A 23620-nucleotide genomic window follows, 5' to 3' on the forward strand; every position below is an offset into this window, starting at 1 on the left:
TGCTGCGCCGGAATTATGCGTAATTTAACCCAGCGTTAAATTACATAATACTAGTATTACAACATATATAAGCGTCCGCTTAGAAAGCGACGCTCTTTCGGGTGGGGGCCAGGATGGCAGATGTGGAGGATTTCAAGAGAACCATCACTTATGGTGAAGCGGCGCTCTCTTACATTCGACGCAATGTGATTCCAGCCCATCCGCGCAATTACGAAACATGGTATACATACGCGGCGGGATTCAATCAGGCGCTGAATCGCGCGATCAACGATCTGATCGCGACGAAAGGCTCTATTTCAGCCGACGATCTGCAGCGGATCTATGCGCGTTTCCTGTCTCCCAACCGGCTTGGTGACCGGGTTGACGAAGTCGGAACCCGCGTTGCCGAAGAAGTTCAGGACTTGGTCGATGCGATCCGCATCAGCACCGATGCGACGTCTGACTTCGGGAGAGCCCTCGACAATGTTCTGACACGGCTGCACGAGACGCTGACCGACGAGAATCTGCTCGATCTGACATCTGCCATGGTCAAGGCAACCCACGCCGCGATCGCCGCCAACCGCAATCTGGAAAGTCAGCTGCTGGAGTCCAACCGGCAGATCCGGTCGCTGAAAGAAAATCTTGAGGCGATCCGCTACGAGTCCCTCACCGACGAGCTGACCACGCTCAGCAACCGGCGGCATTTCGACCTTGCCATTGACCGTGCCATCGAGCTTGCTAAACGGTCCGGCGAAGGCTTTGCCTTGCTGCTGACGGATATTGATCACTTCAAGAGCTTCAATGACCGGTTTGGCCATCAGACCGGCGACCAGGTGCTGCGCCTTGTTGCCCTCGCAGTGAAGCAGAGCATCAAGGGCCAGGACATCGCCTGCCGCTATGGCGGAGAGGAATTTGCCATTATCCTGCCTGAAGCACAGATTGGCGATGCCATGCAGGTTGCAGAGCAGATCCGCAAGGCTGTCATGGGCAAGGAGCTGGTGAAACGCTCGACCGGTGAAAATCTCGGCCGGCTGACCCTGTCAATTGGCGTCAGCCTTTATGAAGGCGGCGACACGAGCCAGATGATCATCGGCCGCGCTGATGCCGCCCTTTATGCCGCAAAGCACAGCGGCCGGAATGCCGTTCGCAGCCTGCAGAGCAAAGAGCTTGCCGCCAATCAGGCAGACAGCCGCGTCGCCTGACATCCTGCAGCGGACCGCGCTCTCTTCAAGCGCGATCCAGCCCCATTTGCCAGAAATCAGCCTCCAGAACGCTCGCCTGCCGGAACAGATGCTCCAGCCGCTTCTTGCGTGCCGGTGTCTCATAGTCGGCCGCAAGACGGTCCATCCAGGCGGCAAAGCTGCCAGCGACATCCTGATAGGCATCACTGGCATATTCGCTGATCCAGCGGGCGTAAGGATTTTGAGGGTCTGCACCTGACGGCGTCTTGGAGAGCCTTGCGCCAATCTCGGCATAGCCCAGAACGCAAGGGGCCAGCGCAACGAGAAGATCCAGCAGATCCCCTGCCCGCCCGCATCCAGTACGAAGCGGGTGTAGGCCATAGTCTGGCGCTCTTCCCGCGCCTTCTCCAGATCCTCGCGTGAAAGACCCCAGCCTGCGCAAAGCTCGACGTGAAGATCCATCTCCATGTCGAGAATGGCCTTCACCCCGGCAAGCGCATGACGCATGTCGCCAAGGGTCGGGCTCTTGTAGATGGCCAGCGCATAGGCGCGGGCAAACTGGATGAGGAACAGATAGTCCTGTACGAGATAATGCCGGAAGGCGCCTTGCGGCAGCGTGCCGTCCTGCATCTGGCGGACAAAGGGGTGTTCGACATAGGCCGTCCAGTCAGGACCGGCCGCCTCACGCAGGCGTGCAAAGAAGCTCATGATCAGCCTTCCGGGTGAACGTGGCGGGTCAGGCGGAAAGAGCGGCCGGGTCGGCAGCCTTCAGCGACACGGATTCGCCGCAGCCGCAGGATGAAACCTCGTTGGGATTGCGGAAGACAAAGCCGGAGCGGAACTTCGTCGTCTCGAAATCCATCTCGCTGCCGATCAGGTAAAGAACCGCTGACGGATCAATGAAGACCTTCGCGCCGTCCGCCTCGATCACGTCATCCCCCGGCTGAACGCTGTCGACAAGCGCCATGGCATATTCCATGCCGGCGCAGCCGCCCTTCTTGATGCTGATGCGCAGGCCGGCCTTGGGTTCATCCGCCCCGTCTACCAGCTCACGCACGCGCTCTGCGGCTGCCGGGCTCACCTTCATGATCTGCATTTTGCGGGCCAGTGCCATGGGATCGTTCCTTTGCGGGGAATCCCCCTTCAAGTCAGCTCTTGAGCATTATATGGGGATTGCGCTCAGCTTTCCAACCGGCCGCTTCCCCGGCGCGCGCTCAATACCAGTTGAGCGCGACGCGGGCCTCTTCGGACATGCGGTCCGGCGTCCACGGCGGGTCAAACACCATGCTCACATCCACGGCGCCAATGCCGGGCACAGCGCTGATGGCGTTCTCCACCCAACCCGGCATCTCTCCGGCCACCGGGCACCCCGGCGCGGTCAGCGTCATGTCCACCTTCACCGAGCGGTCATCCTCGATATCGACCTTGTAGATCAGGCCAAGCTCGTAGATGTCGCAGGGGATTTCCGGATCATAGACGGTCTTCAGAGCCGCGATGATGTCATCGGTCATCCGCGCCAGTTCATCGGGCGCAATGGCAGAGGCCGTGGTTTCGGCGGCGGTTTCCGGCTCAGCGGAAACGTGAGCGGGACTATCGTTCATGGGTCGATCCTCAAGCAAAGAAGTCCTGCGCCTTCTGCAGTGCGGCCGCAAGGGCGTCCACTTCCTCAAAGGTGTTATAAAGGCCGAAGCTGGCGCGGCAAGTGGAGGTGACGCCGTAGCGGGCCAGCAGCGGCTGGGCGCAGTGGGTTCCGGCCCGCACCGCGACGCCCGCCCGGTCCAGCACGGTTGCCACATCGTGCGCGTGTGCGCCCTTCATCTCGAAGGAGACAATCGCGCCCTTGCCCGGCGCTGATCCAAAGATGCGCAGGGAGTTAAACCCGGCCAGCTTCTCAGTAGCATAACTCAACAGAGACGCTTCATGGCGGGCGATGTTCTCACGGCCAAGGCTGTCCATGTAGTCAAGTGCAGCGGCAAGGCCGATCGCCTGAACGATGGGCGGCGTACCTGCCTCGAACCGGTGCGGAGGCTTGGCGTAGGTGACGATGTCCTCGGTCACATCCGCGATCATCTCGCCGCCGCCACAGAACGGGCGCAGACGGTCCAGCGCCTCCGGCTTGCCATAGAGCACGCCGATGCCGGTCGGGCCATAGACCTTGTGGCCAGTCAGCACATAGTAGTCGCAGTCGATGTCACGCACATCGACGGGCATATGCACGGCAGCCTGGCTACCATCCACGAGCACCATGATGCCCCGCTCACGGGCGATGCGGCAGATGTCCTTCACCGGAACCACAGTGCCAAGCACGTTGGACATGTGAGTGACTGCGACCAGTTTGGTACGCTCCGTCAGGGCCGCCTCGAAAGCTTCCAGATCGAAGGAGCCATCCTCGCGCACATAGACCCACTTCAGCACCGCGCCATTGCGCTCGCGGTGGAAGTGCCAGGGCACGATGTTGGAGTGATGCTCCATGATAGAGAGAACGATCTCATCGCCCGGACCAAAGGTATCCGGGCCAAGGCCGTAGGACACGAGATTGATAGCCTCGGTCGTTGAGCGGGTGAAGACGATCTCGTCCACCGATCCGGCATTGAGGAAGCGGCGCACGGTCTCGCGCGCAGCTTCATAATTCTCGGTCGCCGCGTTGGAGAGGAAATGCAGTCCCCGGTGCACATTGGCGTATTCCTGCGAATAAGCCTTCACCATGGCATCGATGACCGCCTGCGGCTTTTGCGCCGAAGCGCCGTTGTCCAGATAGACGAGCGGCTTGCCATAGACTTCCCGCGACAGGATCGGGAAATCAAGACGCACGGCGGCAACGTCATAGCCGGTGGCAGGGGCAGCAGCAACAATCTGGCTGGCGGTCATCATTCTCTCCAATCAACAGCAGCTTGAGGTTAGCCGGCGATAGCCAGCCAATCCCGCACGCGGGTCTCCAGCAGCTCGGTCACGCTCTCGCTGCCGAATTCCTCGATGGCTTCCGACAGGAATGCGAGGACCAGCAGCGTGCGGGCTTCCGCTTCCGGAATGCCGCGGGCGCGCAGATAGAACAGCAGGTCTTCATCAATCTGGCCGCTCGTCGCGCCGTGGGCGCACTGCACGTCATCAGCAAAGATTTCCAGTTCCGGCTTGTTGGCCATCTCGGCATCTTCGGACAGCAGCAGCGCCTGCGTCATCATCTGGCCGTCCGTCTTCTGGGCGTGCGGCCGCACGATGATCTTGCCCTGATAAACACCCTTCGCACCGGCGTCGATCACCGTCTTGAAGAACTCCCGGCTCTCGCAGTTGGGCACCGCATGGTCCACCACCAGCGTCTGGTCGCCCAGCTGCTGGCCGCGCACCATGGTCACGCCGTAGAGCTTGGCCGCGGAATGTTCTCCGCCAAAGGTGACGTAGGACTGGTTGCGGGCAAAGTCGGTCCCGGCAATGAAGCCAAGCGTCTTCAACTCCGCCTTTGCGCCAAGATGCGAGAAGGTGCTGGAGATATGCGGCGCACGGCCAGACCCCACAATCAGCCGGGTCGCGGTCAGCGCAGCTTCATCGGCCAGAACCTGATCGGACACGGCATTGACCACTGCATCCTCACCGGCAGTGACAAAGCTCTCCAGCAGGGTCAGGCTCGCGCCCTTGCCGAGCTCCGTCCGCACGCGGGCATAGACCGCGCCGCCGAGCGCCAGATGCACGATCTCGACCGGCAATTCGACGGCGGTGCCTGCCTTGACCTTCAGCACCACACCGCCCTGCAGCAGTGCCGTATTGAGTTCAAGTGCCGGATTAACTCCGGCGATTTCCGGATTGGAAAGAAGGGCTTGCGAAGAATTTTTCACAGCATCGTTGAAGTCTGAAACTTCAACGCCAGCGGCTTCCAGCTTCGCCAGATCCGAGACTTCGGCCACAAGACGCCCGTTGGCGAGCACGATGCGCAGGCGCTCCAGTTCCGCATAGGTCTCGGCTCCCGCAAGGGCCGCCTTGACCGCATCGAGGGAAGCTGCGGCTGCCGGGGCCGCGTAGCTCTTCAGGAAGGCGCGCAGGTCCGTGTACTTCCACTCCTCGATCCGCCGGTGCGGCAGGCCCGTTGCCCGGAAGCGGGCGAAGGCGGCTTCCCGCAAGCTGATCAGATCGGCGCCACCCGCCTTGAGCGCATCGAAATGCGCCTCAAGATCGGTTTCGGCCTGTGTCGAGACGACACGCAGGTTCGCAGTCATGGTCACTCCCCGTGGCTCAGGCCGCTGCGCCGACGTAATCGGCGTAGCCGTTCTTCTCCAGCTCAAGCGCCAGTTCTTTGCCGCCGGTCTTGACGATCTTGCCCTTGGACAGAACGTGGACGACATCCGGTACGATATGATCGAGCAGGCGCTGATAGTGGGTGATGACGATCATCGAGCGCTCCGGGGAGCGCAGCTTGTTGACGCCTTCCGACACGATGCGCAGGGCGTCGATATCGAGGCCCGAGTCCGTCTCGTCCAGCACGCAGAGGCTCGGCTCGAGCAGCGCCATCTGCAGGATCTCCGAACGCTTCTTCTCGCCGCCGGAGAAACCGACGTTGAGCGGACGCTTCAGCATGTCCATGGTGACATTGAGGTCAGCCGCCTTGGACTTGACCAGCTTCAGGAAGTCCGGAACCGACAGCTCGGCCTCACCGCGCGCCTTGCGCTGTGCGTTGAGGGCGGTCTTCAGGAACTCCATCGTGGCAACGCCCGGGATCTCGATCGGATACTGGAAGGCGAGGAACACACCGGCAGCCGCACGCTCGTCAGCTTCCATCTCCAGGAGGTTCTCACCGTTGAACAGGATCTCGCCCTCGGTGACCTCATAGTCTTCCTTGCCTGCCAGGATGTAGGACAGGGTCGACTTGCCGGAGCCGTTCGGGCCCATGATGGCGTGAATTTCGCCTGCCTTCACGGTCAGGTCGATGCCACGCAGGATCTCGGTGCCGTCTTCGGCGATGCGGGCGTGCAGGTTCTTGATCTCAAGCATTGAGATGGTCCTCATTTCAGTAGGAACGTAAAGTCCTGTTTGTTACTCATCAACATCCGGGGCCAGATCATTATCAATCGCAGACCACTCAAGATTTTTCACAGTCCACTCACGTCTAGCTCGCTTTAAGGCATCTTCAAATCGCCACTCAATCGCATAGACTATGTCAGACACAACAATATCAAGGTCAAACGTGTCTTTGGAAAGATCGTAAGATATCGAGCAGGCATCGTCCTGTATCCGAAGAAGTGTCTCATCAGTGAAAGTCACCTCCCCCGCACTCCATCGAAAAGTATATATTGGCCCAATAAATTCATTGGGGACTACGACCTCTAATTGATCGTATCTCCAATGAACCAATACCCTCTTAGACCAAGAGCTTTCCTTCAATATAGAACATATTGCATCGACAACATCCAAGTATCGACCGTAAACTTTCAACCGACTTAATTTATCGATGCGCTCCGCAGTCATCACGCTACATCCCGTTCAACATGCAGACAGCAAGTCTAGTTTCGTCACCCTCGGGACAAGCCTGAGGATGACGAAAGAAAGAAGTTACCCCACGCTGCCTTCGAGGCTGATCGAGATCAGTTTCTGGGCTTCGACGGCGAATTCCATCGGCAGCTGCTGGATCACGTCCTTGACGAAGCCGTTGACGATCAGCGCCACCGCCTCTTCCTGCGAAAGGCCGCGGGCGAGGCAGTAGAACATCTGGTCGTCGGAGATCTTCGAGGTGGTGGCCTCGTGCTCGAAGATGGCCGATGCGTTCTTGCTCTCGATATAGGGCACCGTATGCGCGCCGCAGTCCTGCCCGATCAGCAGGCTGTCGCACTGGGTAAAGTTGCGGGCGTTGGACGCCTTGCGGTGCGCCGAGACGAGGCCGCGATAGGTGTTCTGCGACTTGCCGGCGGAAATGCCCTTGGAGATGATGCGGCTCGACGTGTTCTTGCCGAGGTGGATCATCTTGGTGCCGCTGTCCACCTGCTGATAGCCGTTGGAAACGGCGATCGAGTAGAACTCGCCACGCGAATTGTCACCGCGCAGGATGCAGGACGGGTACTTCCAGGTGATGGCCGAACCGGTTTCCACCTGCGTCCAGGAGATCTTGGAGTTCTTGCCACGGCAGTCGCCACGCTTGGTGACGAAGTTATAGATGCCGCCCTTGCCGTCCTTGTCACCGGGGAACCAGTTCTGGACGGTGGAATACTTGATCTCCGCGTCATCAAGCGCGATCAGCTCGACGACAGCCGCATGCAGCTGGTTTTCGTCGCGCTGCGGCGCGGTGCAGCCTTCCAGATAGGACACATAAGCGCCCTTGTCGGCGATGATCAGCGTGCGCTCGAACTGTCCGGTGTTCTTCTCGTTGATCCGGAAGTAGGTGGACAGTTCCATCGGGCAGCGAACGCCCTCCGGCACATAGACGAAGGAGCCGTCGGAGAAGACCGCCGAGTTGAGCGTCGCATAGTAGTTGTCCGTCACCGGCACCACGGAGCCGAGATACTTGCGCACCAGGTCCGGGTACTCACGCAGGGCTTCGGAGATGGAACAGAAGATGACGCCCGCCTTCTTCAGCTCGTCCTTGAAGGTCGTGACCACCGACACGCTGTCGAAAACGGCATCCACGGCGACACGGTTCTTAGGCTCGACGCCGGCGAGGATCTCCTGCTCGCGCAGCGGAATGCCCAGCTTCTCGTAGGTCTTCAGCAGCTCCGGGTCCACCTCGTCAAGGCTCTTCGGCCCTTCGACGGACTTGGGCGCGGACCAGTAATAAAGCTCCTGCAGGTCAATCGGCGGATAGCTGACACGGGCCCAGGTCGGCTCTTCCATGGTCTGGAAGCGGCGCAGCGCATCAAGGCGCCACTCGGTCATCCACTCCGGCTCGTTCTTCTTGGCCGAAAGGAAGCGCACGGTCTCTTCGGAAAGGCCCTTTGCCGCCGTTTCCGACTCGATGTCGGTGACGAAGCCATATTTGTACTGGTCGACGTCAATCGCTTTGACCCGGTCGATCGTTTCCTGCACAGCGGGCATGTCTTTGTCTCCATTCCGCCGCCCTCAAGTCCGGGGCGGTCCATCTTCCCAGCCCCCGTTATACGGTGGCCGGGTCATCTCAGGTTCAGCCCGCCGGCGCAAAACTGGCCGGGGGCGGTTTCAGGCCCCGTTCGGGGAAATTTCAAAGCCGTATCTTCAAGCTGCCTTGCCGGTTGCCGAAGGATTGAGCGTGGCCGCCACCCTGCCCCAGACCTCGAGGAAGCGGGCGATGTCCGATTCCTGTGTCGTCCAGCCAAGGCTGACCCGCAGTGCGCAGCGTCCCAATTCCTCTTCAACGCCCATGGCGGTGAGCACGTGCGACGCACCGACCTTGCCGGAAGAGCAGGCCGAGCCAGAGGAAAGGGCGATGCCGTTGAGGTCCAGAGCCATAAGTGCCATTTCGGACGGAACGCCCGGAACGGCAAAACACGTCGTGTTCGCAAGGCGGGGCGCGTCCGCGCCAAACACCACCGTTGACCCAGATATAAGGCGTAATCCCTCTTCGAGAAGCCCCTGAAGCCTTGCGAGACTTGCAAATTCCTCAAGCATTGTGGAGCCATCGCGCGCAACGGCACCAAAAGCGGCAATGGCTGCGGCATTTTCGGTGCCTGCACGCCTGTGCTGCTCCTGCCCGCCGCCGATCAGCAGGGGCGCAGGCGCCAGCGCAGAGCTGCGCAGCACGAGCGCACCAATGCCTTGCGGACCGCCCATCTTGTGCGCTGAAAGGCTCACCGCATCGGCTTGCCATGCAGCAATATCCACTGGCAGGCGGCCACCGAACTGCACGCCGTCCACATGGAAGATGCCGCCAGCGGCCTTCACCCTTGCGCCGATTTCGGCAAGAGGCTGAATGACGCCCGTTTCATTGTTCGCCGCCATCACCGACACAAGCGCCGGACCACCGGCGGCCAGCAGCTCGTCCAGATGATCAAGGCGCAGAACGCCGTTCTCATCGGTGCCGATGTGGGAAATCTCACGTGCGGCAAAGCGCCCGCCAGCGCGCACGCTCGGATGCTCGACCGCTGACATCAACAGGCGGTCCAGATAGACCGGGCCGTCATTGCCCTGCCAGCGCGGGCTGAGGGCCAGAACATTGGCTTCCGTCGCGCCGCTGGTGAAGATGACGGAGCGGGCCTTGACGCCGCACATGGCTGCCAGCGCCTCGCGCGCATCTTCGACGATGCCGCGCAGCTTGCGCCCTTCCCCATGCACGGACGACGGGTTGCCCGTGACGCCCAGCACCTCGACCATGCGCGCCAGCGCCTGCGGACGCAGCGGCGTGCTCGCATTATGATCCAGATAAAGACGCTCGGTTCCGCCGTTCATGGCCCGGTTCCAACTCCATTCAGCCTAGTTTGCCCTATTTGCCTGCTGGCATTCGAACAAGGCCGGTAGCGCCTCTTTTTCAAGTCAAGTCAACGGAAAACTTGAAATTCCCCGCCTACATGATGATAAGTGCGCCAAGCGCCCGAATTCGAATTGGCACGCTCTGCGGAGCCGCATTCGAATTTGAAGCATTCTAAAGAAGCTTTTAGAAACTCGGAACCTCAGAGTCAAGTTTCCTGCTCAGGGATTCCACTTACTAATTCCTCATTTTTTCCGGACCCAAAGGCCCGGAAAGCGAGAAAAGGACATCGCGCTTCATGCCCGAGGTGATTTTCAACGGCCCAGCCGGACGTCTGGAAGGCCGTTTCCATCCCGCCAAAAGCGGAACGCGCCCATCGCACTGGTGCTGCATCCGCATCCGCAGTTCGGCGGGACGATGAACAATCAGGTCGTCTACCAGCTGTATTACATGTTCGCACAGCGTGGCTTTGCCGTGCTGCGCTTCAACTTCCGTGGCGTCGGCCGGTCGCAAGGTTCCTTCGATCATGGCCAGGGCGAGCTGTCAGATGCCGCCGCAGCCCTCGACTGGGTGCAGACGGTTCATCCCGATGCGCGTGGCTGCTGGATTGCCGGCTTCTCATTCGGCGCCTGGATCGGCATGCAGCTTCTGATGCGCCGTCCGGAAGTAGAAGGCTTCATCTCGGTTGCCCCTCCGGCCAATCTGTTCGACTTCTCCTTCCTCGCCCCCTGCCCGTCGTCCGGCCTGCTCATCCACGGCGACAACGACAAGGTGGTGCCGCAGAAGGACGTGCAGAACCTCGTCGACAAGCTGAAGACGCAGAAGGGCATCGTCATCGACCATGAGACGATCCCCGGCGCGAACCACTTCTTCGAGAACAGCGTCGAGGAACTGATGCTGCGCTGCGGAACCTATCTCGACAAGCGCCTCGGCGTTGACGCCCTCCCCGTCCTGCCGCCCCCGCCGGCTGATACCGGCGAGGACTTCGCCGAAGATCTGGACGAAGACGAGGATTGATTCCGTCATGGGTCCGGCGAAAGCCGTTCAGGACGCATGAAAATCCGCAAAACCCGTCAGAGCGATCTGGCGGGTTTTTTGTTGTGCGGGGGCGAGGCCCCTGCCTCCGCTCGGCCGTCACCCCGGCCAAGCGGAGCGCGAGCCGGGGGCCACTCATTTGCAGAGCTCTACCGTTGCGCCGAGCCGTGCAGCAGCCTCTAGGACCTCAGCGTTGGAAACATGTCATCACCGCTCTGGAAGCGAGTGGTCCCCGGCTCGATGGCCGGGGTGACGGCCCAGGCGAGATAGAAGGCACGGAGCCCCTTACAGCCCCCTCTGCGCATCGCGCACAACAAAAAACCCGCCGGATCAAACCAGCGGGTTCTTCAAACTCAAGCAGTAACGCGCAGCTTACTGGCCCGGCGTCCAGGCCTCGTAGTCGCCGGTCACCTGCGGGCGCTTTTCCGGGGTCAGGATGGAGCCCTTCGGACGGTAAGCATCTGGCGTGCCGGTGCGGTTGCCGTGGTGCGGCGCCTGCCAGGACTTGGCGTGATAGTTTTCTTCCGTCGGCGGCGTATCGACGCGGTGATGCATCCAGCCATGCCAGCCCGGAGGAATCATAGAGGCTTCGGCGAGGCCATTGTAAATGACCCAGCGCTTCTTGCCGCCCCGCTCCTTGTAATAGGTGTTGCCGAATTCGTCCTTGCCGACGAGTTCGCCCTTGCGCCAGGTGAAGAAACGGGTGCCCATGGTCTGGCCGTTCCACCAGGTGAAGATCTGCAGGAGAAGGGTCTTCATCCGCTGTCTGCTCCAGAATCGGGCGGACCACTTGCCGCCCCCGAAAAGGACTGGCTGCCGCAGCAGCCCGATGTTGCGGCAACATGTAGCCGGAATTCTCCGGCCCGTCCACACGGCTGCGGCATTTTGCGCCCCTTCGCCGCAGTGCCACAACAGAAAACCACAGCCGCGCGCTGAATCTAGCCCAGAGCCTTGCGCAACGCGGCAAATCTGGGACCCAAGCTTGGTGGCACCGGCTCCTCCGGCGCAGGCTTTGCTCCCGGTCTTTGGGCGATCCGGGCAACGGCTGCCATGCGTCCGGCCTGCGAATCAAGAGCTGCCGCCGCAATCGAACCATCCTCATTGAACACATGGTCGACCGTTTCACGGACCTCCTGATAGCGGCGCGTCGCCCGCTGATGATAGGCGCGCGCGCCATCCAGCGTCTTCATCTTGTCGGCCTGCTGCTCCAGCAAAAGTCCAACGCCCTCAATGGAATAGAAGCCGTTCTTGTCAGGGATCAGCTGCCTGGCGTCATTGAGCAGCCAGTTCAGCCGGCCGTGGATCATCGAGGGCGACACGGGCTTGGCCAACAGATGATGCGCCCCGGCCCTGAAAGCCTTCTCCACAAAGGCCCGCGTGCCGTGGGCGGTGACGAACAGCAGCGGCACAAAACAGAGCGGTGCCATGTTCTTGTGACGGATGAGCCGCAACATCTGGTAGCCGGTTGCCGGTTCCATGCGCCAATCGGAGATGATGAGATTGGGCGGCTCGTTGAGCATCGACTCCAGCGCCGCATCCACCGTGTCGAACACACGCACGCGCTCGACCTTGAAACTCAAAAGTATCGAGCGAAGAATCGTCTGCATCTGCCTTGAATCCTCGACGACAACCACGTCGAGTTCCTCGAAGGACAGACCATAAGCCGCATGATGATTGGACATGAAACAAGGGCCCCTGCCGGAGATCTACCGCCTCCCTTGTCGCATGGCGCGCTTAAGCGGCCTTCAAGCGGCAGGCCTGCCTTTTCGTCAAATTGTCATCATCAATCAGCAGGATGGCAGGTGTTGCTGTGACGGCAGCCGGGCGCCGTCACAGTTGATGCACAAATGCAATTATGCACATCAAATCACGGCTTTCCCCGCTCTCCCCGATTTCCACAAGGGCTACTAGATTTAGATTGCCGGGCAACTTTTACACACAAGCGATAGTCTCCCAAACTTGACGGTAACCGATGATTCACACTAATGTCCGGGACGTCACGATGAGTGTTCCGGCGGGCAGGCTGACGTCTGTTTCCGCCCAGTAGAACCGGTTTCCGGCAGCATCATGGATCAGCGGCAGCGGCCTCCCGCGCGCCGCTTTCGGTTGCGCTGGCAGCTAGGACATCATGGCATCTGGTCTCTGGCCGTCCGCATGCGGAAACACCAGTGGCAGGCCACGAGTTTGGCAGGATCAGGAATTCCTCACTGAAAGAGTGAGCCCGGCTCTGAACCGGGCCTCGATTGACAGGGTTGCGGCACTATTGAACGTCCGGGATGCGGCTGCGCCCGGGCAACGGATTATTGTGGCCTGACGCTAGGCGGATCACCTGCCGGGCCAGCACGATGAAGGGGGCATGGGAATGCGGATTGAACGGCGTTACACCAAGGATGGACAGTCCCCTTACGCTGAGATCGACTTCACCACGACCACGAGCGAGATCCGCAATCCGGACGGCTCCGTCGTGTTCCGTCTCGCGGACATTCAGGTTCCGGCCCAGTTCTCGCAGGTCGCCTCCGACATTCTCGCCCAGAAGTATTTCCGCAAGGCCGGCGTTCCGGCCCGCCTGAAGCCGGTGGAAGAGAACACCGTTCCCTCCTGGCTGTGGCGCCGCGAGGCCGATATCGCCGCTCTCGAGGCCCTGCCCGAGGGCGAGCGCTTCGGCTCCGAGACCGACGCACGCCAGGTTTTTGACCGTCTTGCCGGCACCTGGACCTACTGGGGCTGGAAGGGCGGCTATTTCGACGGCGAAGCCGATGCCCAGGCGTTCTACGACGAACTGCGCTTCATGCTGGCGACCCAGAAGGTGGCGCCGAACAGCCCGCAGTGGTTCAACACCGGCCTGCACTGGGCCTATGGAATCGACGGCCCCAGCCAGGGCCACTTCTATGTCGATTTCCAGACCGGCGAGCTGGTGAAGTCCGCCACCGCCTATGAGCACCCGCAGCCGCACGCCTGCTTCATCCAGTCCGTCGAGGACGATCTCGTCAACGAGAACGGCATCATGGACCTGTGGGTGCGTGAGGCGCGCCTGTTCAAATATGGCTCGGGCACCGGCTCCAACTTCTCGCGTCTGCGCGGTGAAGGCGAGAGACTGTCCGGCGGTGGCCGCTCCTCCGGCCTGATGAGCTTCCTCAAGATCGGCGACCGGGCTGCGGGCGCCATCAAGTCCGGCGGCACCACCCGCCGCGCCGCCAAGATGGTGGTCGTGGATGTGGACCATCCGGATATCGAGGATTACATCAACTGGAAGGTCAAGGAAGAGCAGAAGGTGGCCGCCCTCGTCACCGGCTCGAAGATCTGCCAGAAGCACCTGACCGCCATCATGAAGGCCTGCGTCAACTGCGAGGCGGACAATGGCGACTGCTTCGACCCGGCCAAGAACCCGGCGCTGAAGCGCGAAATCCGCGCTGCCAAGAAGATGATGGTGCCGGAAAACTACATCCGCCGCGTCATCCAGTTCGCCCGTCAGGGCTACACCTCTATCGAATTCCCCGCCTACAACACCGACTGGGATCTGGAAGCCTATCTGACCGTTGCCGGCCAGAACTCCAACAACTCCGTGCGCGTGACCGACGGCTTCCTCAAGGCCGTGACGGATGATGGCACCTGGGACCTGACCGCCCGCAAGGACGGCAAGGTGATGAAGACGCTGCAGGCGCGCGAGCTGTGGGAACAGATCGGCTATGCCGCCTGGGCCTCGGCCGATCCCGGCATCCAGTATCACACCACCATCAACGACTGGCACACCTGCCCGGCCTCCGGCGAGATCCGCGCCTCCAACCCCTGCTCGGAATACATGTTCCTGGACGACACGGCCTGCAATCTGGCGTCCCTGAACCTGATGCAGTTCCGCCGCGAGGACCGCTCCTTCGACGTGGACGCCTATGAGCATGCGGTGCGCCTGTGGACCGTGGTACTGGAAATCTCCGTGCTGATGGCGCAGTTCCCGTCGAAGGAAATCGCCGAGCTGTCCTACCGCTTCCGCACCCTCGGCCTTGGCTATGCCAACATCGGCGGCCTGCTGATGACCTCCGGCATTCCCTATGACAGCGATGCGGGCCGCGCCCTCTGCGGTGCCCTGTCGGCCATCATGACCGGCGTGTCCTATGCCACCTCCGCCGAAATGGCCGGTGAGCTGGGCGCCTTCCCCGGTTATGGCGACAACGCCGCCCACATGCTGCGCGTCATCCGCAACCACCGCCGCGCCGCCCATGGCGAGGCAGCGGGCTATGAAGCGCTGTCCACCAATCCGGTGCCGCTGGACCATGCCTCCTGCCCGGACAAGGTGCTGATTGAGCGGTCGAAGCTGGCCTGGGACCGGGCGCTGGAGCTGGGCGAAAAGCACGGCTACCGCAATGCGCAGGTCTCCGTCATTGCCCCCACCGGCACCATCGGCCTGGTGATGGACTGCGACACCACCGGCATCGAGCCCGACTTCGCGCTGGTGAAGTTCAAGAAGCTGGCTGGCGGCGGCTATTTCAAGATCATCAACCGCGCCGTTCCGGAAGCCCTCGAAGTGCTGGGCTACAAGCCGAGCGAGATCGCCGAGATCGAGGCCTATGCCGTCGGCCATGGCTCGCTGGATCAGGCACCTGGCGTCAACCCGTCCAGCCTCAAGGCCAAGGGCTTCACCGAGGAGAGCCTGGCCAAGCTCAAGGGCTCGCTGAAGTCGGCATTCGACATCAAGTTCGTCTTCAACCGCTGGACGCTGGGCGACGAGCAGATGGCCGCCCTTGGCGTCACGGCGGAGCAGATGAACGACCCGGCCTTCGAGCTGCTGCCGTTCCTCGGCTTCTCCAGGGCCGAGATCGAAGCTGCGAACATCCACGTCTGCGGCGCCATGACGCTGGAAGGCGCGCCCTTCCTGAAGAAGGAGCATTACCCGGTCTTCGACTGCGCCAACCCCTGCGGCAAAACCGGCAAGCGCTACCTTTCGGTGGAAAGCCACATCCGCATGATGGCGGCGGCCCAGCCCTTCATTTCCGGCGCCATTTCCAAGACGATCAACATGCCGAACGAGGCAACCGTTGACGACTGCAAGGAAGCCTACATGCTGTCCTGGCGGCTGGCGCTGAAGGCCAACGCGCTGTACCGCGACGGCTCCAAGCTGTCCCAGCCGCTGAACTCACAGCTCATCGCCGATGAGGACGAGGACGCGGAAGAGGCCGCCGAGGCGATTGCCGCCAAGCCCGCCGCTGCCAAGGCCGAAGTCATCGCGGAGCGCATCGTCGAGCGGATCATCGAGCGCGCCGTCCGTGCCCGCGAGAAGATGCCGGACCGGCGCAAGGGCTACACCCAGAAGGCCCGCGTCGGCGGCCACAAGGTGTATCTCACCACCGGCGAGTATCAGGATGGCCGCCTCGGCGAGATCTTCATCGACATGCACAAGGAAGGCGCCGCCTTCCGCTCCCTGATGAACAACTTCGCCATCGCCATCTCGCTCGGCCTGCAATATGGTGTGCCGCTGGAGGAATATGTCGACGCCTTCACCTTCACCCGCTTCGAACCGGCGGGCATGGTGCAGGGCAACGAGGCGATCAAGAACGCCACGTCGATCCTCGACTACATCTTCCGCGAGCTCGCCGTCTCCTACCTGGGCCGTCATGACCTTGCGCACGTGCCGCCGGAAGCCATCGGCAACACCGGCATCAGCGCGGGCGCCAGCGAAGGGCGCGGCGAACAGGGCGTCGTTTCCCACGGCCTCGTGCGCGGCCAGACCGAGCGCTTCCGCCTCGTCTCCGCCAGCGGCGAACCGGCCGGCTCGCTCGCCGGTCAAAGCGCAGCGCATGGCACAGCTCCGGCCGTGAAGGGCACCGCAACGGCACCTGTGGCACAGACCTCCGCCGTCGCCACCGCCTTTGCCCGCTCGGGCAACACGGAACTGGCCGTCAAACTCGAAACCGCCCCTGCCCCGCAGGCCTCTCCTTCTTCCGCCGCCGAGCGCATCGCCCAGGCCCGGATGAAAGGCTACGAAGGCGAAAGCTGCTCCGAATGCGGCAACTTCACCATGGTCCGCAACGGCACATGCCTGAAGTGTGACACGTGTGGTTCCACGAGCGGGTGCAGCTGAGGGGCGAGGTTTGTCCCTGTCCCGAGACGCATAGGATGGCCAATTTAGGCCAATAAGGGGCTCAAACGGCCCTGAAACACGAAACCCGCCCATCGGAGACGATCGGGCGGGTTTTGTTTAGGAGGATTGATGGTTTCGGGACGTCACCGAACTGAAGGTTTGCGCTCAAAATTGCGGCTAGCTGACATTCTTAGGCATTGATTGGGTTGGCGCTCAAGGCCCTGAACAGACACTCGGAGTGGTCGCAATCACTTGCAGCTTCGCGTTTCCATTCCGGCTGTTCCGTCGCCCGTTTCTGATCCTGAAAAGCGGACATGTTTTCATCGTAACCCATGTGTCCAACTTGTGTGGGTGTAACTGGTCTCATCCTGTAACTAGGTGCCGACGTCGGCATGCCGACATTTAAGGCAGCTGATTGAGTAGCAAGGGAGATCTTCTCAAGTCGCCTAAAATTTGGATGCTGGCAGGTCATTCGGTCCACACGGTTTTTGTAATTCGCTGCCTTACACATTACACTCGATTATGCTTAGCTAAATTTTTGAAAGAACCATCCATGATCGATGAACCCATCCATCCCGGACAGCACGTCCGGATGACATATTTGACGCCCCGCAAGATCAGCGTCACCGACGCTGCGAAACTGATCGGCATCAGCCGACCTAGTGTATCTAATTTCCTGAACGGGAAGGTTTCGACTACCCCCGATATGGCGGCGCGGATCGAGACGGCATTTGGAATGCCTGCCGCGACACTTCTAAAGATGCAGGCCGCCTTTGACGCGCATGGAACAAAAACGAAGTCGGCGCCAACGAGTGCCAAGGCATATGTGCCCCCTTTTCTGAGCTTTAAGGCCAATGACGTGGCCAATTGGGTCGATCACAACATTCCAGCAAGAGCGCGGCTGTCGGTCTTTCTGAGAACGTTGGTGAATTCCACGGGGAGCGGGCTCGAAAAAGTCGACTTCCCCGGCAACGACGATGCGGAGCGCGCCGGTTGGGACGGTTGGACGGAAGCGAAGAACGGAACGCCGTGGATTCCGGCTGGAACCACGGGTTGGGAGTTCGGCGTCAACGAGGAGCCGAAGACCAAGGCCGACCGCGACTTCGCCAAGAGTGTGAGGGCCTACAAGCGAAAAGCTGACCGCGATCAGATCACGTTTGTTTTCGTCACGCCACGCAGGTGGCCAGGCAAAGCGAAATGGATCGCGGACATGAAGGCCAAAAAGCAGTGGAAGGATGTCCGTGCTTACGACGCAAGCGATCTTGAGCAATGGATGGAGCAGTCGCTTGCTGGTCAGGCATGGTTTGCCAACGAAACTGAGCGCCCATCGCAAGGTGTCCGGTCGCTGGACAAATGTTGGAGTGATTGGGCGAATGTCGCGAAACCTGCGCTGGATGGCAGTCTGTTTAGAACAGCGATCAATATCGCACGTGATAAATTCAAGGGGTTCCTTGCTCTGCCTGCCTCGGAGCCGATGGTTATCGTCGGCGACTCCGTGGAAGAAGCGCTGGCCTTTTTGAGTCAGTTGTTTTCCGATCCGGAGCTGACCGAGGGGCGGGATCGTGCACTAGTGTTCGATCAGGTCGGTGTTTTGCCTATGCTAGCGCAGGGGTCGAAGGACTTTATTGCGGTCATTCATTCGCGGGACGTAGAACGCGAACTGGCACCGTATTCCAATTCACTTAAATCGATCGTCCTTTATCCGCGAAACGCCACGAACTCGGAACCGCATATCATCCTTGAACCGCTTGGCTACGAGGCATTCCGCGCGGGGCTGGAAGCGATGGGGTATGACCGCGACGACATTACGAAACACGCAAATGCGTCCGGCCGTTCGCTAACGGTCCTTCGGCGTCAGTTGTCCAATGTCGAAGCCGTCCGAACGCCGGAATGGGCTGCGGACAATAATATCGCGTCTTTGCTGGTGCCGTTTATGCTCGTTGGTGCATGGAATGCTGACAACGAGTCAGACCAGATTGCCCTAAGCCTGCTGGCTGGGGACATACCTTACGAAGAACTGGAACGTCGCATTCAGGAACTGCTAGCACTCAATGACGCACCGATTTGGTCCATCGGAGGCTATCGCGGGATCATTTCAAAAATCGATGCGCTGTTTGCGATCGCCAAGGTGACTACCCTGGCTGACCTTAAGCGGTACCTTGACTTGGCCAAGGTGGTATTGGGCGAAGACGATCCGGCGCTCGATCTACCTGAAAAAGAGCGTTGGGCGGCGGCGTCACATGGAAAGCAGCGGGAGTTTTCGGGGGCACTGCGCGATGGCATCTCGGAGACGCTGGTTTTACTGGCCGTTCATGGCAATCACCTGTTCAAGAAGCGCCTCGGCTTCGACGGCGAAGTTGCTGCATCAATGCTTGTGACGGAGCTGCTGGAGCCGCTTTCGACGCGGAAGATCGAGGCCAACGAGCGAGACCTTCCCGTATATGCGGAAGCTGCCCCTGAGACGTTCCTGAAGATTTTCGAGCGTGACCTGAAGACGGCACAGCCGGCGTCGATATCGATCCTCAAGCCGATCGAGGCGGGATTGTTCGGATTCCAAAGTTCGCGCGTCGGGCTTCTGTGGGCATTGGAAGGGCTGGCTTGGAACCCCGCAACGTTGGCGCGCTCGGTCTTGATCCTTGGCCGACTGGCCTGCGTTGAAATCAACGACAATCATGGGAATAAGCCGATCGCGTCGCTGGAAACAATCTTTCGCGCATGGATGCCCCAGACCGCGGCCGACCACGATCAGCGCCTGAAAGCGCTAGTGTCACTGTTGGAGAAGTTTCCGTCGGTTGGTTGGAAGGTTTGCGTCGACCAGTTCGGCCATCACGGCAACAGCGTAGGCGATTACAGCCACAAGCCAAAATGGCGCCCTGACGGCTACGGTTTTGGTGAGCCGTTCAAGCTCATGGGACCCATTCACGCGTTCGTTCGCGAGATGGTCGAGCTGTCGCTTACCCGCCCGACCTATACGGCAGATATGCTGTGCGACCTCGTCGATCGGCTGCATGGCCTTGCCAGTGAGGATCAGGAGCGTGTCTGGAAGCTCATTGAGGTATGGAAGGGGAGCGCGTCCGATCCGGACATCGCGAAGGTGCGCGAAAAAATTCGGGTTACCGTCTTGTCCCACCGTGGACGCAGGAGAGCAAAGGATGAGGGTTTCGCTACACTGACCAAGACGGCAAAGGCTGTCTATGCAGCGATGGAGCCGACCGACCTTGCCAACAAACATGAATGGCTTTTCCGCCAGTCATGGGTCGAGGAATCTGCCGATGAACTGGATGATGATGAGCTGGATTTTCGCAAGCGTGAGGAGCGTGTCGAACAACTGCGTGTAGCCGCCTTGAAGGAGGTTTTCACCGAGCAAGGTATGGATGGTATATTCGCGCTTGCGAAACAGGGGAAGGCGCAAAGTCAGATCGGGTGGCATATGATCCGCAGCGTCCTCAGCAGCAACGATAAGGCCAAGTTGATCATGGAAGCGCATCAGCCGGGATCAAACGACTTATCGGCCGAGAGGAAGAACCTGATTTTCGGCGCGTTGCGCGCCATGACGGTTGAAGATCGGGCTGCCTTTTTCGCGACGGTCAGGTCATTGCTATCGGAGGGTGACCTAATCAGGCTCTTGCTGCTGTCACCTTTCAATTCGGGAACGTGGACAATTGTCGATGCGCTTTCCGAAGTCGGACGCCAAGGCTACTGGCAGGACGTAAACCCGGAATGGATCTTCGAGCCTGAGGGAGAGAACAACGAAGCAGTTGAGCGTATGCTGAAAGCAGAAAGGCCACGCGCTGCTTTTGCCGCCGTGCGCTTCAAGCTTGATGCGATCAGCCCGACTCTACTGTATCGGATGCTCTCTGGCATAGCCAAGGACGGAAAGGATAAGCCGGGCGAGTATCAGTTGCAAGAATACGACATCAAGACCGCGTTCTCACTGCTGGATCGCAATGCCGACGTCACGCTTGAGGAAAAGGCAGGGCTGGAGTTCGCGTATATCGAGGTCTTGTCCCGCGCCTTTGGTAACGAAACACAGCACATCCCGAATCTTGAGCTTTACATTGAAGCGCACCCGGAAATGTATGTGCAGGCGCTGGCCTGGGCGTACCGCCGGAACGACGGTCAGGAAGACCCAGAGAAATTTCGAACGCCCGAAGGACGAGAAGATTTGGCGATGCGTGGGTATCGCCTACTTGAAGGCATCAAGCGGATACCGGGACACGACAAAAAGGGTGAGCTTAGAAAGGAGAACCTTGCAAAGTGGGTAAGCGAGGTACGAAAACTGGCGGCTGAATTGGACCGGCTGGCGGTTTGTGACATCTCCCTTGGCAAGCTATTTTCAAGTGCTCCCCCGATACTGACGGAAATTGGCCGTGCGAGCCTGTTCGCGACGTTATGGAAGAACTGCAGTCTGAGGAAATTTCGCGTGGTGCACACACGGGGCTTTATAATGCACGCGGCGTTCATTGGCGCGGAGAAGGCGGCGGTCAGGAACGCGAGTTGGCGAACAAGTACCGCAAATGGGCGGAGGCGATCCAGTTCAGCCATCCGTTCGTGTCGTCAACATTGTTGATGGGTATGGTGAATACCTACCAGCACGAAGCCGACCGGGAAGACAATGAAGCGGGGATCCGTCGACGTCTCCGCCACTGATCTAATATGCCAGTTGTCGTTACCAAGGGTCATCTCATATTGGGCTGACTTAAAGGACCCCGTAAAAGGCTACTTCCGCTCCTACATTTAAAAAGAGATATGTCCGGTTCTAAATAAAACGACTTTGCTTCATTTTCTGATCGTTTCGACACGGCCAGAACGAACTTTAAGCTGAATTAGATCTGACGGGCAAAGTCACATCAGGCCATTCTGACACCCTGCCCCCGCAAGAAAAAGGCGGCCCCGGTTGGGCCGCCTTCACGAGTTCTATGCGTTCAGACCTCAGCTGTCCGCCGTTCCCCGCGCCTTGCGGGTGGCCTCGAGGGCTTTTTGCAGGTAGGCGTCGCGGTCGTAGACATCGCCGAAATAGCCGATGCTGCCATCCGTCTGCGGCCAGGCGGTGAAATAGGCAATATAAACCGGGATGTTGCCGCCCACATCTTCCGAGTTGTTCTTGCCCGTGGCGATGCGGCTGGCCACATGCGCCTCGGTGGTGCCCAGCACGGCGGCGGCCATGGCGCGCGGGTCGGCAAGGCGCACGCAGCCGTGGCTGAAGGCGCGCATGTCCTTCTTGAACAGCGAGCGTGACGGCGTGTCATGCATGTAGATGGCGTGCTTGTTGGGGAAGAGGATCTTCAGCTCGCCAAGTGCGTTGTCATCGCCCGGACGCTGGCGCACGTTGACCCGCATCTTGCCGGTCGCCACCGCATGCCAGTCGACGCTGGCCGAGGAAACCGGCTTGCCCGCCGCCGTCGTCACCTCATAACCGGCCTTGTCGAGCCATGCCGGATCCTGCTGCAGCTTCGACAGCTTCTCATTGACGATGATCGAATAGGGCACGCCCCAATAGGGGTTGTATTCCACCGTCTCGATGGTGTCGTAGAAGAAATTGGTCTGGTTCGACTTCTTGCCGATGACCGCGCGCATTTCCAGCGGCGCCTTGCCCGGCTCGAAATAGGCCACCGTGAAGGCGGGCTGGTTGATGAAGACGCGGCGCGCGCCCAGATCTTCCGGCAGCCAGCGCATCCGCTCCAGCGCCAGTTCCACCTTGGCGATCTTCGAGGCGTTACTCTCACCCGTCAGCGACTGAATGGTGCCCGCGCCCACCACGCCATCGGCATGAAGGCCCGCCTCGGCCTGATAGGCCTTGACCAGATCAGCGATGGCATCGCTGTAAAGCTCATCGTCCATGTAGGTGTCGAGCAGGTCCTTGTGCGCCTCCAGCAGGGCGGCGGAGCCGCGCAGGCGGATGGCGGCGACCACATTCTTCACCTCCGGGCTGGACTTGCCGGCTTTCAGCAGCGTGCCCGGCGCGATCACCACCTGCGGGGTATCGGAAGTCTCGCGCTTCAGCCGCGCCAGCTCCTGAACCAGCGCGGCAAACTGCGGCGAAGCAGGCTGCTGCGCCCGCAAGAACTGACCGGCATCCGGCGCGCCAGCCAGCTCTCCGGCCAGCTTCACCAGATCCACCTTGTGGCGTGGCAGGTCGTGATAGCCTGAAATGCGGTTCGGGTCGACCCGGCCACGGCGCGCATCCAGCATGTAGCTGAGCGCAGCCACGGTGGCCTTCACCTCGAAATTCATGAGGGCCGCATCGCGGGCCTCAGGCTCCAGGCCATCCAGAACCGGCGCCTCGACGACATAATCGGCCGGATCAAGCCCGAAGTCCCCTGCCCGCTCCAGCTCCCCGCTCAGCGCGGCAAACCGGGCGCCGGGCGCCCCGTTTTCCACCCAGACGAAACGCGGATCGGCAGAATAAAACGCCTCCACAGCCTTGGCCACCTCAGGCAAGGCCTTGAAATTCAACACGGCAAGCGCCGGACGCGAAGCCTCGAAAGCTTCAGCGGCGGGGTCTTGCACGGGTGCGGGCTGAGCCACGAAAGACGAGGTGTCGGGCACTGCTGCAGTCACATCAGCACCGGACGCGCCGACACTCGACAAGCCGGCACCAGGCTGCTGGGCAACCGGCTGATCCGGCGCGGCAATGACAGGCGCCCGTGGTGCGGGAGCTGGCCGCTGGGCGATGGCCTTGAGGTTGAAGGCCGTCAGCTGATCGGCCTTGTAGGTATAGTACTTCGGGGCGGAAACCTTGTTGGCGGCAATCACGGCCTTGTTCAGCACCGGCGCCGGTGCCGGCTGAACAGGCTGCGGCTCTTCCACGGAGCGTCCGCCGAAAATCCGGTCCAGAAACGCATCCGCAGGCTGAACACTGGCCGTCAGCGTCAGGGAAGCAATGGCAGCGCTTGCCAGAAGTGTGGAGAGGAAACGTGCGGGCTGATGCGTATGGCGCATGGTCTCAAAAGGCCTCAAAGCTCGAAATCAGATGAGGACCGGCCACTCGCCCCCGGG

14 protein-coding genes and 2 pseudogenes are annotated in these 23620 nt (G+C 60.5%); 4 read left to right on the forward strand and 12 right to left on the reverse strand.

Annotated features, from left to right (window positions below):
• Nucleotides 1-113 precede the first annotated feature (113 nt).
• Nucleotides 114-1181 (forward strand): GGDEF domain-containing protein, encoded by a 1068-nt coding sequence (locus tag ACQB61_RS09215; protein WP_430512395.1) that lies wholly within the window; start codon nucleotides 114-116, stop codon nucleotides 1179-1181.
• A 25-nt stretch (nucleotides 1182-1206) separates the two neighbouring features.
• Here the strand turns inward: ACQB61_RS09215 and tenA are convergent.
• The 9 genes and pseudogenes from tenA to ACQB61_RS09260 form a co-directional block, all read right to left on the reverse strand.
• Nucleotides 1207-1868, reverse strand: a pseudogene (gene tenA / locus ACQB61_RS09220) (thiaminase II).
• A 28-nt stretch (nucleotides 1869-1896) separates the two neighbouring features.
• Entirely contained in the window at nucleotides 1897-2274 is a 378-nt protein-coding gene (locus ACQB61_RS09225) for a HesB/IscA family protein (RefSeq protein WP_430512396.1), read from the reverse strand.
• Nucleotides 2275-2374: 100 nt separating this feature from the next.
• Complete coding sequence (locus ACQB61_RS09230; protein WP_430512397.1) at nucleotides 2375-2761, reverse strand: SUF system Fe-S cluster assembly protein; 387 nt, start codon at nucleotides 2759-2761, stop codon at nucleotides 2375-2377.
• A gap of 10 nt (nucleotides 2762-2771) precedes the next feature.
• A complete protein-coding gene (locus ACQB61_RS09235; RefSeq protein ID WP_430512398.1) occupies nucleotides 2772-4031 on the reverse strand; it encodes a cysteine desulfurase in 1260 nt (419 codons plus the stop codon).
• Between the two features lie 26 nt (nucleotides 4032-4057).
• Nucleotides 4058-5365, reverse strand: coding sequence for a Fe-S cluster assembly protein SufD (gene sufD, locus ACQB61_RS09240; protein WP_430512399.1), 1308 nt, complete (start codon nucleotides 5363-5365; stop codon nucleotides 4058-4060).
• A 16-nt stretch (nucleotides 5366-5381) separates the two neighbouring features.
• Complete coding sequence (gene sufC, locus ACQB61_RS09245) at nucleotides 5382-6137, reverse strand: Fe-S cluster assembly ATPase SufC (RefSeq protein ID WP_019965739.1); 756 nt, start codon at nucleotides 6135-6137, stop codon at nucleotides 5382-5384.
• 42 nt (nucleotides 6138-6179) lie between these two features.
• Nucleotides 6180-6611, reverse strand: coding sequence for a hypothetical protein (locus ACQB61_RS09250; RefSeq protein WP_430512400.1), 432 nt, complete (start codon nucleotides 6609-6611; stop codon nucleotides 6180-6182).
• An 84-nt stretch (nucleotides 6612-6695) separates the two neighbouring features.
• Nucleotides 6696-8168, reverse strand: a complete 1473-nt coding sequence (gene sufB, locus ACQB61_RS09255; RefSeq protein WP_430512401.1) for a Fe-S cluster assembly protein SufB — start codon at nucleotides 8166-8168, stop codon at nucleotides 6696-6698.
• Nucleotides 8169-8324: 156 nt separating this feature from the next.
• Nucleotides 8325-9494, reverse strand: coding sequence for a cysteine desulfurase family protein (locus ACQB61_RS09260; RefSeq protein WP_430512402.1), 1170 nt, complete (start codon nucleotides 9492-9494; stop codon nucleotides 8325-8327).
• 317 nt (nucleotides 9495-9811) lie between these two features.
• Between ACQB61_RS09260 and ACQB61_RS09265 the strand changes: the two are divergent.
• Nucleotides 9812-10530, forward strand: a pseudogene (locus ACQB61_RS09265) (alpha/beta hydrolase).
• Between the two features lie 390 nt (nucleotides 10531-10920).
• Here the strand turns inward: ACQB61_RS09265 and ACQB61_RS09270 are convergent.
• Together ACQB61_RS09270 and ACQB61_RS09275 are read right to left on the reverse strand one after the other, a co-directional pair.
• On the reverse strand, nucleotides 10921-11307 hold the full coding sequence (locus ACQB61_RS09270; protein WP_430512403.1) for an NADH:ubiquinone oxidoreductase subunit NDUFA12: 387 nt from the start codon (nucleotides 11305-11307) through the stop codon (nucleotides 10921-10923).
• A 179-nt stretch (nucleotides 11308-11486) separates the two neighbouring features.
• Nucleotides 11487-12230: a response regulator gene (locus ACQB61_RS09275; RefSeq protein WP_430512404.1), complete on the reverse strand. Its 744-nt coding sequence runs from the start codon at nucleotides 12228-12230 to the stop codon at nucleotides 11487-11489.
• 680 nt (nucleotides 12231-12910) lie between these two features.
• Here ACQB61_RS09275 and ACQB61_RS09280 point away from each other — a divergent pair.
• Nucleotides 12911-16621: a vitamin B12-dependent ribonucleotide reductase gene (locus ACQB61_RS09280; protein WP_430512405.1), complete on the forward strand. Its 3711-nt coding sequence runs from the start codon at nucleotides 12911-12913 to the stop codon at nucleotides 16619-16621.
• A 553-nt stretch (nucleotides 16622-17174) separates the two neighbouring features.
• Nucleotides 17175-21191 (forward strand): HigA family addiction module antitoxin, encoded by a 4017-nt coding sequence (locus tag ACQB61_RS09285; RefSeq protein ID WP_430512406.1) that lies wholly within the window; start codon nucleotides 17175-17177, stop codon nucleotides 21189-21191.
• A 362-nt stretch (nucleotides 21192-21553) separates the two neighbouring features.
• On the opposite strand, the gene ACQB61_RS09290 is transcribed toward ACQB61_RS09285, so the two are convergent.
• A complete protein-coding gene (locus tag ACQB61_RS09290; RefSeq protein WP_430512407.1) occupies nucleotides 21554-23563 on the reverse strand; it encodes a L,D-transpeptidase family protein in 2010 nt (669 codons plus the stop codon).
• Between the last annotated feature and the right edge of the window lie 57 nt (nucleotides 23564-23620).

Origin of the sequence: Pannonibacter phragmitetus (assembly GCF_050510895.1) — a bacterium.
Taxonomy (GTDB): domain Bacteria; phylum Pseudomonadota; class Alphaproteobacteria; order Rhizobiales; family Stappiaceae; genus Pannonibacter; species Pannonibacter phragmitetus_B.

What these genes read in the sequence shown, in the direction of transcription:
- ACQB61_RS09250 (WP_430512400.1), bottom strand. Translation starts at nt 6,611, where the DNA reads ATGACTGCGGAGCGCATCGATAAATTAAGTCGGTTGAAAGTTTACGGT.
- sufC (WP_019965739.1), bottom strand. Translation starts at nt 6,137, where the DNA reads ATGCTTGAGATCAAGAACCTGCACGCCCGCATCGCCGAAGACGGCACC.
- ACQB61_RS09275 (WP_430512404.1), bottom strand. Translation starts at nt 12,230, where the DNA reads ATGTCCAATCATCATGCGGCTTATGGTCTGTCCTTCGAGGAACTCGAC.
- ACQB61_RS09230 (WP_430512397.1), bottom strand. Translation starts at nt 2,761, where the DNA reads ATGAACGATAGTCCCGCTCACGTTTCCGCTGAGCCGGAAACCGCCGCC.
- ACQB61_RS09225 (WP_430512396.1), bottom strand. Translation starts at nt 2,274, where the DNA reads ATGGCACTGGCCCGCAAAATGCAGATCATGAAGGTGAGCCCGGCAGCC.
- sufB (WP_430512401.1), bottom strand. Translation starts at nt 8,168, where the DNA reads ATGCCCGCTGTGCAGGAAACGATCGACCGGGTCAAAGCGATTGACGTC.
- ACQB61_RS09280 (WP_430512405.1), top strand. Translation starts at nt 12,911, where the DNA reads ATGCGGATTGAACGGCGTTACACCAAGGATGGACAGTCCCCTTACGCT.
- ACQB61_RS09215 (WP_430512395.1), top strand. Translation starts at nt 114, where the DNA reads ATGGCAGATGTGGAGGATTTCAAGAGAACCATCACTTATGGTGAAGCG.
- sufD (WP_430512399.1), bottom strand. Translation starts at nt 5,365, where the DNA reads ATGACTGCGAACCTGCGTGTCGTCTCGACACAGGCCGAAACCGATCTT.
- ACQB61_RS09285 (WP_430512406.1), top strand. Translation starts at nt 17,175, where the DNA reads ATGATCGATGAACCCATCCATCCCGGACAGCACGTCCGGATGACATAT.
- ACQB61_RS09270 (WP_430512403.1), bottom strand. Translation starts at nt 11,307, where the DNA reads ATGAAGACCCTTCTCCTGCAGATCTTCACCTGGTGGAACGGCCAGACC.
- ACQB61_RS09235 (WP_430512398.1), bottom strand. Translation starts at nt 4,031, where the DNA reads ATGATGACCGCCAGCCAGATTGTTGCTGCTGCCCCTGCCACCGGCTAT.
- ACQB61_RS09290 (WP_430512407.1), bottom strand. Translation starts at nt 23,563, where the DNA reads ATGCGCCATACGCATCAGCCCGCACGTTTCCTCTCCACACTTCTGGCA.
- ACQB61_RS09260 (WP_430512402.1), bottom strand. Translation starts at nt 9,494, where the DNA reads ATGAACGGCGGAACCGAGCGTCTTTATCTGGATCATAATGCGAGCACG.